The organism is Streptomyces sp. NPDC002156, from assembly GCF_053593675.1.
On sequence record NZ_JBSFDA010000106.1, the window covers coordinates 22,332 to 34,346 of the forward strand.

General features: G+C 70.8%; 10 protein-coding genes. 3 read left to right on the forward strand and 7 right to left on the reverse strand.

Annotated features, from left to right (window positions below):
* Positions 1–3 precede the first annotated feature (3 nt).
* From ACWCRB_RS33220 to ACWCRB_RS33240, 5 genes are read right to left on the reverse strand one after another with little or no spacing between them, the layout of a single operon-like run.
* Positions 4–1,317, reverse strand: a complete 1,314-nt coding sequence (locus tag ACWCRB_RS33220; RefSeq protein WP_450999598.1) for an NtaA/DmoA family FMN-dependent monooxygenase — start codon at positions 1,315–1,317, stop codon at positions 4–6.
* Positions 1,314–2,108 (reverse strand): creatininase family protein, encoded by a 795-nt coding sequence (locus tag ACWCRB_RS33225; protein WP_450999599.1) that lies wholly within the window; start codon positions 2,106–2,108, stop codon positions 1,314–1,316. Before ACWCRB_RS33225 ends, ACWCRB_RS33220 begins: the two co-directional genes overlap by 4 nt.
* Positions 2,105–2,968 (reverse strand): dihydroorotate dehydrogenase, encoded by an 864-nt coding sequence (locus ACWCRB_RS33230; RefSeq protein ID WP_450999600.1) that lies wholly within the window; start codon positions 2,966–2,968, stop codon positions 2,105–2,107. Before ACWCRB_RS33230 ends, ACWCRB_RS33225 begins: the two co-directional genes overlap by 4 nt.
* Positions 2,969–3,023: 55 nt before the next feature.
* Entirely contained in the window at positions 3,024–3,593 is a 570-nt protein-coding gene (locus tag ACWCRB_RS33235; RefSeq protein WP_450999601.1) for a nucleoside 2-deoxyribosyltransferase, read from the reverse strand.
* A 44-nt stretch (positions 3,594–3,637) separates the two neighbouring features.
* Entirely contained in the window at positions 3,638–4,156 is a 519-nt protein-coding gene (locus ACWCRB_RS33240; protein ID WP_450999602.1) for a flavin reductase family protein, read from the reverse strand.
* Positions 4,157–4,309: 153 nt separating this feature from the next.
* On the opposite strand from ACWCRB_RS33240, the gene ACWCRB_RS33245 reads away from it, so the two are divergent.
* From ACWCRB_RS33245 to ACWCRB_RS33255, 3 genes are all read left to right on the forward strand, one after another.
* On the forward strand, positions 4,310–5,302 hold the full coding sequence (locus ACWCRB_RS33245; protein WP_450999603.1) for an Lrp/AsnC family transcriptional regulator: 993 nt from the start codon (positions 4,310–4,312) through the stop codon (positions 5,300–5,302).
* A 32-nt stretch (positions 5,303–5,334) separates the two neighbouring features.
* A complete protein-coding gene (locus ACWCRB_RS33250; RefSeq protein WP_450999604.1) occupies positions 5,335–7,032 on the forward strand; it encodes a CTP synthase in 1,698 nt (565 codons plus the stop codon).
* 316 nt (positions 7,033–7,348) lie between these two features.
* Positions 7,349–9,031: a hypothetical protein gene (locus ACWCRB_RS33255; RefSeq protein ID WP_450999605.1), complete on the forward strand. Its 1,683-nt coding sequence runs from the start codon at positions 7,349–7,351 to the stop codon at positions 9,029–9,031.
* 13 nt (positions 9,032–9,044) lie between these two features.
* Here ACWCRB_RS33255 and ACWCRB_RS33260 read toward each other — a convergent pair whose 3' ends face one another.
* Positions 9,045–11,579: an AAA family ATPase gene (locus tag ACWCRB_RS33260; protein ID WP_450999606.1), complete on the reverse strand. Its 2,535-nt coding sequence runs from the start codon at positions 11,577–11,579 to the stop codon at positions 9,045–9,047.
* A gap of 75 nt (positions 11,580–11,654) precedes the next feature.
* The gene (locus ACWCRB_RS33265) at positions 11,655–11,804 is read right to left on the reverse strand and encodes a hypothetical protein (RefSeq protein WP_450999607.1); all 150 of its coding nucleotides are present in this window, start codon (positions 11,802–11,804) and stop codon (positions 11,655–11,657) included.
* Positions 11,805–12,015: the final 211 nt, after the last annotated feature.

The following is a 12,015-nucleotide window of genomic DNA, read 5'->3' on the forward strand; positions in this document are numbered from 1 at the left end:
AGGTCAGAACTCGGTGAGGTTCTGGCGGAGGGTGTTGCCGTGTGTGTAGGTGGTGCGGGTGAGGCCGCGTCGCTGCAGGGCGGGCACCAGGCCGTCGGTGATCTCGGTGACCCAGCGGCGGTTCATCCGCAGGACGGGCGTCGTCAGCATGAAGCCGTCACCGCCGGCCTCCTCCATCGCCGCCCCCATCTGCTCGGCGACCTGGTCGGGCGTACCGACGAGTTCCATCGAGGAGACCAGTCCCCCGGCCGCGTCCATGACCAGTTGCCGCAGGGTCTTCCCGCTGCCCCACTGCTGGAGCTGGTCGAGCGAGCCCTGTTCGCCGTTGGTCTCCAGGCGGTACGGGAGCGGCTCGTCCAGGTCGAACCGTGCGAAGTCGATCTCGGTGAGCGCGGAGGTCTCGGCGAGGACGTCGTGGATGAACTGCGGGGAGGAGATCTCCCGCTGGTACTTCTCGCGGGCGTCCTGCTCGGTCTCGCCGAGGGTGGGCGTGACACAGAACAGCACCTTGACGTCGTCCGGGTCCCGGCCGGCCGCCTCTGCGTGGGCGCGCACCTGGTCGCGGAACTCCTTCATCCCGCTGACGCCGTTGGCGATGGCGATCACCGAGTCCGCGTTGCGGGCGGCGAAGGCCCGGCCCCTGGGCGAGGCTCCGGCCTGGGTGAACGCGGGCCGGTGCTGCGGGGAGGGCACGGTGTTGAGGGGGCCGCGCACGCTGAAGTACTTGCCCCTGAAGTGGATCGGCCGGACCTTCGTGTGGTCGGCGTAGATCCCGTTCTCCCGGTCCAGGACGACCGCGTCGGCGTCCCAGGAGTCGAACAACTGCCGTACCACGTCGACGTATTCGTCGGCCATTGCGTAGCGGTCGTCGCGCGAGGGGAGCTTGTCGAGGCCGAAGTTCTGTGCCGCGAGGTCCTCGGCGCTGGTGACGATGTTCCAGCCGAACCGCCCGCCGAGCATGCTGTCCATGGTGGAGGCCAGCCGCGCGGTCATGAAGGGCGGGTACGCCATCGTCGAGAGGGTGGCGACGATGCCGAGGTGGGAGGTGGCCAGGCCCATCGCGGCGGCCAGCGGGACAGGGTCGTGCTTGGGGACGACCATGCCCTGTTTCAGGGCGCGTTCGGAGGAGCCGCCGTAGCTCTCGGGGACCATGAGCTTGTCCTCGATGATCACGTAGTCGAAGCAGGCCCTCTCCAGCGCCTGCGCGACCTCCGTGTGGAAGCGGCCGTCCCAGGGCGAGCCTCCGGTGCCGAAGGGGCCCTGCCAGTCGTCCGGGGTGAAGTTGAAGATACAGGCGAGGTGGAACTTGCTGGTCACGGTCGTTTTCCTCCGGATCGGCGGTCGGGCCGGGTCTGGGCGAAGAGCAGCCCCCTGCCGTCGCGGACCATGGCCGTCGCCTCGTCGACGATGTGCCGCAGCAGCTTCTCGCCGAGTCCGGCGCTCGATCCCGAAGTCGACGACAGGACACCCCTGTTGGTGGTCTGGCCGACGTCGATCGGGTGCAGGTAGACGCCTGCCCGGGGCGGTGCGTCGTGGTCGGGGCGCTCGTCGGTGACGAGGTCGGGGCGCAGATGGAGCATGAGGCTGGTCTCGGTGACCCCGGCGTGCTCGGCGTGCCAGCCGGGGAACTCCGGGAGTTCCGCGTCGGTCCAGGTGTCCCGCACCAGGGACCACCAGCTGAACGCGAACACCTCGGTGTCGTCGAGGAGTCCTCGCTCGCGCACCTGGTCGATCGCCTCGAAGAGGAACGGTTCGTTCTCGTAGTGCCCGTTGACGACGACGAGGCGGGCCATGGGCAGCGCGACGAGCGCCCGCAGGGTCTCCGCGAGGTAGCGGACGAGGGTGTCGCCGCCGACGTAGACCGTGCCGGGGAAGTGCAGCCCGCCGCCGCTCTGCGGCAGGGAGCGGGCGCCGACGGCCTGGGCGGGGAGGGTGAACGCGCCGAGTTCGCGGGCGAGTTCGGCGGCCATGGCCTCGGCGAGGAGCAGGTCGACGGAGAGCGGGAGGTGCGGGCCGTGCTGCTCGATCGCCCCGATCGGCCAGACGACGGTCCGGCCCCTTACCGCGTCCGCCACTTGACTGCTCGTCAGGTCCGTGAGCGAGGTCATAACGCGGCTCCCTGGGGTTCGCCCAGGAGTTCGCGGGTCTCGGCGAGGATGCGTTCCAGGGTGTCGTACATCTCGGTGTGCAGCGCGGTGTAGACCTGCGCCACGTTCGCGCCGACGCTGAGGTAGTCGGCGACGTCCCGGCCGCTGCTCACCCCGCCGACGCCCATGACCGGCAGGTCGATGCCGCGTCGGCGCAGCTGCCAGACGGCGGCAAGGACCAGGGGTTTGAGGCCGGGGCCCGAGTAGCCGTAGACCCCGTTCAGTTCGAGGTCTCCGGTGGCCGGGGAGACGGCCGCGCCGGGGATGGTGTCGCTGAGGGTGATGGCGTCGGCGCCGCCGGCGATGGCGGCCCGGGCCCGCTCCTGGAGCCCTTCACCGACGGCCAGTTTGACGGACAGCGGCAGTGCGGTGCGGCCGCGGGTGGCGGAGGTGTAGGCGTAGACCCGGTCGGGGTTGTCGTCCTCCAGTCCGTCCTCCTCGTTGAGGCAGGAGATGCCGAGTTCCAGCGCCCGGCAGCCGGTCTTCTCGACGTCCCTGGCGAGGGCGGCGAGTTCGGTGGGGCTGTCGGCGTGGAGGGAGGCGATGACCGGCAGCCGGTCGTCGGCGAACGAGCGCAGCACGCCCAGCCAGTGGTTCACCGGCCGCTTGGAGTACGTGGTGCTGTTCAGCATGCCGACGGGCAGCCGCAGGATCCGCTCGTCGAGGCCCTGGGGAGGGTTGGGGTGAATGGTCTTGGTGACCACGGCTCCGGCGCCCTTTTCCAGGAGCCGGCGGATATTGCGTTCCTGATCCGTGAGAAGCCCGGATCCGACGATCACGGGCGTGGTCAGTGGCAGGCCGAGGATCGACAGGTCGCGCACTCGGTGAACTCCGTCCGGAGGTGTGAGGTCTGTGTGTGGGGGGGCGGACGGATGCCTAGGCGACGAGGCTCGCGCCGATCGCCTCGCGCTGGCGCTCGGTGGCGGTGAGCACGGCGTCGACGAGCAGGCTCGGCTTCTCGGTGAACTCGTCGAAGTCGACGTGCTGGACGAACCCGACGCGGTGCAGGCCCTTCAGGAGGTGGCTGGCGGACTCCACGACGGGCTGCTTGGTGATGAGGACGATGGGGCGTCCGAGGGCGGTGGCCCAGCCGAGTTCGATGTGGGTGCCGTCGGTGCGGCGCAGGATGCCGTCCTCCTGCTGGACGGGCAGCACCGGTACGAAGACGTCGCACTTCTTCATCCAGCGGAAGTCGCGCGCCGAGACCTGCTCGGGGGTGAACGCCGCGGTCTCCTCGCCGAACTTCTCGACGACGTGCGCGGAGAACACGTTCGCACCGTTCTCGGTGACCGTGCTGATCGCCGTGGTGATCGCGTCCTGTAAGTGGCCGACGAACCCGTCGGCGAGGATGGCATGTTGGATCGGCCCACCCACGAAGACGTCGAGTCCCGTGAGGAGGCCGGAGGTGAGCGCGGTCGAGTCGTCGATGGCAGGGGTCGTCGACATGAAGGTGTCTCTCCTTGGGAGGTGCAGCGGGTGTGTGCGGATGGTCAGAACGCGTCGTCGAGACGCGCGTAGCGGCCCCGGAAGAACAGCAGGGGCTCCCGCGCCTCGGCGGGCGCCTCGACCCGCCGTACGCCGGCCGTGACCACGAGGTGGTCGCCGCCTGCGTACTCGGCGTGCGGGCGGCAGTCGATCCAGGCCGTCGCGCCGGCGAGGCGGGGCGCGCCGTCCGGTGACGGGGTCCACTCGACGCCGTGGAACTTGTCGCCGCCGGAGCGCGCGAACCGCTCGCTGAGCGGCTGCTGGGCCTGCGCCAGCACGTTGACGCAGAAGGAGGCGCTGTTCCTGACGGCGGGCCAGCTCGTCGACGTACGGCTGACACACAGGACGACGCGGGGCGGGTCGAGGGAGAGCGAGGAGAAGGACTGGCAGGTGAAGCCGACGGGCCCGGCCGGTCCCATCGCGGTGATCACGGTGACGCCGGAACAGAACCGCCCCAGTGCGTCGCGGAAGTCGTCGGAGGTGACGTGGTCCTGGACTGCTGCGATGGTGCTCTCGCCTGCCAAAGCTCTGTCCTCTCGGGCCGTACAGCCAGGTCGGATACGAAAAGCTCACGCCGCATCACTGTTGGTGACGACTGCAAGTCTGCCCTAGCCGATTGAATCCGACAACAATCCAGCTCTTGGTGATAAAGATCCTGCCATCATGAGGTCATGGTGATGGATACCGACAGAATCGACGAGGCGGACTGTCTGGACGCGCTTGACCGGCGGATCGTGGCCGCGCTTCAGATCAGTCCCCGGGCCGGGGTGGCGGAAGTGGGACGCATCCTCGGCGAGCACGAACGCGCGGTCGCGCGGCGCGTCCAACGGCTCCTGGACACCGGTGTGATGCGCTGCACCGCCGAGTACGACCCGCTGCTCTGCGGCCTCGGACGCACACTCCACCTGCGGCTGAGGACGACCGCGAGCTGTCCGGAAAGCAGCACCGCGGGATTGGCAGCGCGCCCCGAGGTGCTTAACGTCGCCGCTGTGGGCGGAGGGGCCGGCCACCTCTGGTGCGAACTGCTGGTGGAGTCCCGGTCGTCGCTGTACTCCCTGACGGCGGACGGCGTCCCCGGCCTGCCCGGGATCGACGTGCTCAGCGCCCACATCACCCTGCGCCCGTTCCGCGACGAGTCCGAGTGGCATGTCCCCGTGCTGACCGAGGAGGAGGTGAAGCGCTTGCGGGCGAGTCTGGCCCAGCCGCTGCCCGGCCCCACCCAGCCCTACGCCCTCACGCCCGGCGACGCCCGTGTCGCCGACGCCCTGAAACGCAACGCGCGCGTCAGCCTCACCGAGCTCGCCGCCGAGCTCGGCTTCTCCACCGCCACGGCCGGCCGCCGGGTCGCCGCGCTGCTGGAGCGCCGGGCGGTGCGCCTGCGTACGGTCGTCGACCCGGCCCTGCTGGGCCGCCCGGTGCACGCGCGGGTCCAGCTGAAGGTCCACCCGGCCGGCATCGAGAGCGTCGGCACCACCCTGTCCGCCGGCCCCGACGTACGGTTCTGCGCCGCCGTCACGGGCCGGTACAACCTGCTCGCGGACGTCTGTGTGGCGGACGAGACGAAGCTGTACGGCTTCGTCGTCGACACCCTCGGCTCGCTGCCGCACATCCTCGACTCCGACACCGAGATCGTCAGGCGCCTCCCGCTCACGAACGACACGCCCCCCTGAAGCCCCCCCCCCCCACGACCCTGGGAGCCTCCTTGGCCACGCCGCCGAAAGCCACGCACATCTTCGTCACCGGAGGTGTCGTCTCCTCGCTCGGCAAGGGTCTGACGGCCTCCAGCCTGGGCATGCTCCTCAAGGCGCGCGGCCTGCGTGTGGTCATGCAGAAGCTCGACCCGTATCTGAACGTGGACCCGGGCACGATGAACCCCTTCCAGCACGGCGAGGTCTTCGTCACCGACGACGGCACCGAGACCGACCTGGACATCGGCCACTACGAGCGTTTCCTGGACCGCGAGTTGGACGGCTCGGCCAATGTCACCACCGGCCAGGTGTACAGCGCGGTGATCGCGAAGGAGCGGCGGGGCGAGTACCTCGGGGACACGGTCCAGGTCATCCCGCACATCACCAACGAGATCAAGCACCGCGTCCGCCGTATGGCGACGGACGAGGTCGACGTGGTGATCACGGAGGTCGGCGGCACGGTCGGCGACATCGAGTCGCTGCCTTTCCTGGAGACGGTCCGGCAGATCCGGCACGAGGTGGGCCGGGACAGGGTGTTCGTGGTCCACATCTCGCTGCTGCCGTACATCGGCCCGTCGGGCGAGCTGAAGACGAAACCCACCCAGCACTCGGTGGCCGCGTTGCGGAACATCGGCATCCAGCCGGACGCGATCGTGCTGCGCTGCGACCGTGAGGTACCGGTGGCGATCAAGCGCAAGATCTCGCTGATGTGCGACGTGGACGAGTCCGCGGTGGTCGCCTGCCCCGACGCCCGCTCGATCTACGACATCCCGAAGACGGTCCACGGCGAGGGCCTGGACGCGTATGTCGTCCGCAAGCTGGACCTGCCGTTCCGGGACGTGGACTGGACGACCTGGGACGACCTCCTGGACCGTGTCCACCGCCCCGACCACGAGGTCACGGTCGCGCTGGTCGGCAAGTACATCGACCTCCCGGACGCCTATCTGTCGGTGACGGAGGCGCTGCGGGCGGGCGGCTTCGCCCATCGGGCACACGTGCGGATCAAGTGGGTGACCTCGGACGAGTGCACGACCCCGGCGGGGGCGAAGGAGCAGCTGGCGGACGTGGACGGCGTCTGTGTCCCCGGCGGGTTCGGCGACCGGGGCGTGCCGGGGAAGGTGGAGGCGATCCGGTACGCCCGCGAGAACAAGGTCCCGCTGCTGGGCCTGTGCCTGGGCCTCCAGTGCGTCGTCATCGAGGCGGCCCGCAACCTGGCCGGCATCCCCGACGCGAACTCCACCGAGTTCGACGCGGCCACCGCCCATCCGGTCGTCTCGACGATGGCCGAGCAGCTCCATGTCGTCGCGGGCGACGGCGACCTGGGCGGCACGATGCGGCTCGGCCTGTACCCGGCCGTCCTGGCCGAGGATTCGCTCGTGCGTGAGGTGTACGACGGGAGGGAGCGCGTCGAGGAGCGGCACCGGCACCGCTACGAGGTCAACAACGCCTACCGCGCCGAACTGGAGAAGAAGGCGGGCCTGCTGTTCTCGGGCACGTCCCCGGACGGCAGACTGGTGGAGTACGTCGAGTACCCGCGCGACGTCCACCCCTACCTGGTCGCGACCCAGTCCCACCCGGAGCTGCGCTCCCGCCCGACCCGCCCGCACCCGCTGTTCGCGGGGCTGGTGAAGGCGATGGTGGAGCGGGCGAGGGGTGAGGTGTTCCATGAGGCGGGCCCTCTGACGCTGTGCCCCGAGGCGAGCCCTCTGTAAAGCAGCCGGACTCTCCCGTGCCCGTCACCAGGGTGCGGCCGTCGGGGCGGAACGACGCCGTCGTGACCTCCGACCCGCCCTCGGTGATCCGGGCTGTCGGGCACCCTGGTTACCGTGTATCCGTTCACGAGCAACGAGGTGGTCCCGACATGGAGGGTGGAAGCACGGCTTGACGTGTGATACAAGATCGTCGCCGCGAGCCGCGAGCCGCGAGCCGCGAGCCGCGAGCCGCGAGCCGCGAGCCGCGAGCCGCTGACCGGCTGGAGGAGCGGGTTTGTTAGAGGCGGGTGCCTTGTCCGGTAGCCGACCTCTTCGCGTGCCCATAGGGGACGACGCCCACCGGTGGAGCACCTTCCACGGCGAACGAACCCTCGTCGTGGCCGCCCGCACGGTCACTTCGACCGTACGCGTCCTCGAAACGCTCCCGGCGCTGCTGCGCGGCGACCACCGCGTCACCGTCGTCTTCGCGCACGACCCCACCTCGGCCTTCGACTCCGGCGTCCTCACCCTCCTGCGCGACGCCGGATGCCGCGTCATGCCATGGGAGCAGTTGGCGGAGGCGGCCCCGGATCTCATCCTGTCCGCCAGCGAGAACATCGACGTGCCGGAGGGCGACTGCCCCGTCCTCGTGCTGCCGCACGGCGTGGGGTTCCAGAAGCTCGTCCCGGACTCGCGCGGCCCGCACGAGCGACTGTCCGGCGTCGTCCCGGACTCCCTGCTCGAATCCGGCCGGGCCTGGCTGGCCGTCTCGCATCCGTCGCAGGAGGAGCAGCTGCTCGCCACCCACCCGAAGGCTGCGGGACGCACTCTCCTGGTGGGCGATCCCTGTCTCGACGAGCTGCTGAGCAGCGGGCCGATGAGACCGGCCTACCGGGAGGCACTGGGTGTCCGGGAGGACCAGAAGCTGGTCATGGTGAGCTCGACCTGGGGACCGACCTCCCTCCTGGGGACGCAGCCGGACCTCCCCGCCCGCCTCCTCGCCCAGCTCCCCTACGACGACTACAAGGTCGGCGCGATCGTCCACCCCAACGTCTGGTCGGCGCACGGCTCCTGGCAGCTGCGCACGTTGCAGGCGGCCGCGCTGGACGCCGGTCTGCTGCTGATGCCCGCCGTGCACGCCTGGCGCCCGGCCCTCGTCGCGGCCGACGTCCTGGTCGGCGACCACGGATCGGTCAGCCTGTACGGCGCGTCCCTGGGTACGCCGCTGCTGCTCGCCGCGTTCGGCACCGACGCGGTGCCGGGCACCGCCGTCCACGCCATGGCGGACCTGGCGCCCCGGCTCGACCCACGCGGAGACCTGCACGAACAGATCGAGGACGCCGTACGCGAGCACACACCCGAGCGCTATACGCCGGTCGCCGCGCGGGCCTTCGCCGAACCCGGCCACGCCCTGGCACGCCTCCGCACCGCCCTCTACCGCCTGCTCCGGCTCCCCGAGCCCGACACAGCGCCGCCGCACCCGCTCGCCGTACCCCTGTCCGAACCGCCCACCGCGCCGGTCACCTCCTGGCGGGTGACCACCGAGGTCGGCGAGGACGGCGGCGGGCCGACCGTCGCCGTACGGCGTGTTCCGGCAGCCGTAGCCGGATACGCCGGTGAGGCACCCGACGGTCCCACGCTCTTCTCCCATCTCGCCTGCACGGACGACGAACGCGACGGGCGAGTGGCCACGAGCGCCTCGGCGATCGTCCGGCGCCGGACGGACCCGACGACCGCCGGTGCGCTGCGGTGGATCCAGGACACGCTCGCGCGGCTCCCGGGAAGTCTCCTGGCCGTGTCGGACGTACGAGGACAGGCCTGCCTCGCCGGGCTCCGGGACGGCCGGGTCGTGGAGGCGACCGCCACCGGAGGAGCCCGGGATCCGGGGGTGTTGGCCTCGGTCGTGTACGCCGCCCTACGTGCGGGCCTCCCGATGGACGGCTCCTCCGTCACGGTGCGAGTGGGCGATCTGCGGGAGGAGGACGTCGTCCTGTGCCTCCGCCCGGGCGGCGCTCACTGAACACCCACGGCCCTCAGTGGCCGACGTCCGGGGCATCCTCGCTGTCCAACTCGTCCAGGCGCTGCCGCAGTTCCCCCGCCGCCGGGTTGCCGTCACGCTCGTAGATCTCCAGCGCCTCGGTGAGGTGGCCCCGTACCAGGGCCGTGTCGGCGCCGGTCCGTTGCGCGATGCCGGCAAGCCCCACCAGGGCTTCGACCGCGTAGTGCGTCGCGTCCCGGTCCCGCAGGATCCCGACCGCCTCCTTCAAGTCCCGGTCCGCGGCCTCCGTTTCGCCCAGGCGATCGCGTACGAGGCCGATCGCGGCCAGTGCCCGGGCCGCCATCCGCACATCCGGCTCCTCGTCGGCCAGCAGGTCGTCGTGAGCCCGGCGCAGTACGGCCAGCGCCTCGGTGTGCTCCCCGCCGACGGACAGCGCGCTGCCGAGGAAGACGGCGGCGATGGCCGCTCCTCGTGCTTCCCCGGCCTGTTCGTTGAGGGCGAGGGAACGCCGGTACGCCGCCGCCGCGTTCTCGGGATCTTGCCGGTCCAGGTACCGGCCCTGGAACTCCATGACGGAGGCACGCAGTACGAGGTCGTCGACCGTCTCGGCGAGCCGGAGGGCCTGCTCCAGCTGGGTGCGCGCCTCGTCGTGCCGGTCCAGGTCCATCAGCGGGCGGGACAGCAGGCTGCGCAGCCGAGCCTCGGCCGCCCGGGCATCGGCGGCCGTCCGATCCGACTCCGCCGCGGCCGCCGCGGCCTTCGCGCCCAGTTCCAGCGACTCCCGCCAGGTGTCGAGGTAACGGCGGTGCAGGAACAGGGCCGTGAACGCCTCGGCCAGCTGCCAGACCAGAGTGTGCCGCCCGTGCCGGGAGGCTGCGCGCAGAACGCCCAGGATGGCGGCACGCTCGGTGTCCAGCCATACGAGCGGTGCCGGACCGTCGGGGGCGGCGAAGGGGTTGTTGGCATCACGGAGGAGTGCGGACAGGTCGGCGATCCGCTTTCTCTTCCTCTTGATCGCCCGGTCGGCGAACGCGGTCAGGACGAGGTAGTGGGTGCCCACCCGCCCGATCAGTTCCGCTTCCCCGGTCGCGGGCTCCTCCTGGTTCGCGTGCTCCCGGGCGTGCAGCCGGATCAGGTCGTGCAGGACGTAGCGGTTGTCCTGCTCCCGCTGTACGAGGCCTGCTGCCGCGAGTACCCGCAGCAGCCGCTTGGCCACCCGCGTGTCGACATCGGCGGCGACCGCGGCCACCCCGGCATCGAAACGGCTGGTGGGCAGCCAGCCGAGAAGACGGTAGAGCCGGGCCGCGTCAGGTGGCAGGAGCCGGTAGGAAGGACCCAGGGCGGCGGACACGGAGAGCTCCTCGGCAGGCAGGGACAGTCCGGCCAGCCGGTCCGTCTCGTCGGACAGTTCCTCCACCAGCTCGGCCGTGGTCAGACCCTCCTCGGTCCTGAGCCGGGCCGCCGCGATCCGCAGGGCGACGGGCAGTCCGCCGCACAGCTCCACCAGGTGCCTGGCGGCGGTCCGGTCGGCGTCCACGGCCGTCGGGCAGAGGTCCGCCAGCAGGGCCAGACCGCCGTGCTCGTCGAGCGGTTCGAGGCCGATCGGTGTCGCGTCGTCCTGAACCACCAGCTCGCCCAGCTTCCCGTGAGCCGTGACCAGTACCCCGCTGCCGGGCCCCTTCGGGATGAGCGCGCGAACGTGGGCGGGCTCGGTCACGTCGTCGAGCACGAGCAGGATGCGCAGGTCGGCGGAGCAGGACCGGAACAGGTTGGCGCGCGCCTCGACGGTTCGCGGCATGGCGTCCTCTCCGACGCCCAGGGCGGTCAGGCACATGGCCAGCGCCTCGCTGACGTCCGTGGTGTCCCTCCGGACCGCGGGCGTCAGCGCCGACCGGTCACGCAGATCGGCGAAGGGCACGTACAGCTGACCGTCCGGATAGAGGTCCTGAACCGTCTCCGCGAACCGGAGGGCCGTCGCGGTCTTTCCGACGCCGGAGACCCCCGAAACCACCGCGAGGTCGACGCGGTCGGAGCCGGTCAGGGCCGCGGCGAACGTCTGGCGCAGCTTGTTGATCTCCTTGCCCCTGTTGACGAACTCATAGGTCCGTGCGGGCAGTTGGTTCGGCCGCGGTCTCGTCCCCGCCGGTACGGGCACCGGCGCCGGAACGGTGAAGGTGATGTCACCCACGATGTGCGCGCCTTGGAAGGAGTGACCGTGATGCACGCCGCCGCGGACCGAACTGACGTACGTGACCGGTGCGTCCGGCGCCAGTTCGGCGATCAGCCGCGCCAGCTCCCCGGGAGCCTCCGGGTCGTCCTGCAGAACGCGCAGGAGACGCTCACGCAGCTGCTCCTCGACACGTTCGACGGCCCGCTCGTCCCCGTCCGCGCGGGCACGCGCCAACTCGTCGCTGTCGGCCTGGAGTTCGCCCTGTGGGTCCTCGTCCACGCCACGTCGCCGGAACCACCGGGCGAGTCTCAGCTTGGCCTGCTCCCACGACTCCGTCACCATCAGCCCGGTCAGAGCCGTCACCGCCGTCGCCGCGAGTGCCGTCAACTCGGCTTCCACTGAGCCCCCTTCGTACCCGGTGCCCCTGCGGGGCGGTCGGGTCCAACCGTAAGGAGATCTTGGCCGCTTGCCCAGTCACGCCCCGTCTGTGGGTGTGGCCGCAACTGGTGTCGCGTTCCAGCCGAACGTCTGCACCGCGTCGACGAGGCCGTCGAGCGCCCCGGAGTCGCTGCGGGACCAGTGCAGCAGTACCCATCGGATGCCGCCCGGGCCGAACTCACTCACCGCAATCGAGCAGACACAGTCCGATCCGGACCCGTGCCCAGGCTCACCTGGTACCGAGCCGCCCAGGAATCCGGCACCGCCCCGTCTACCGTCGCCCGACAGCTCGGACTGCGCCTGACCTACGACCATGAAACACGGATGGTGCTGGCCGAAACCCGGCCAGCACCATCCATGTACATAAAGAATGTGTCCGAGGGGGGACTTGAACCCC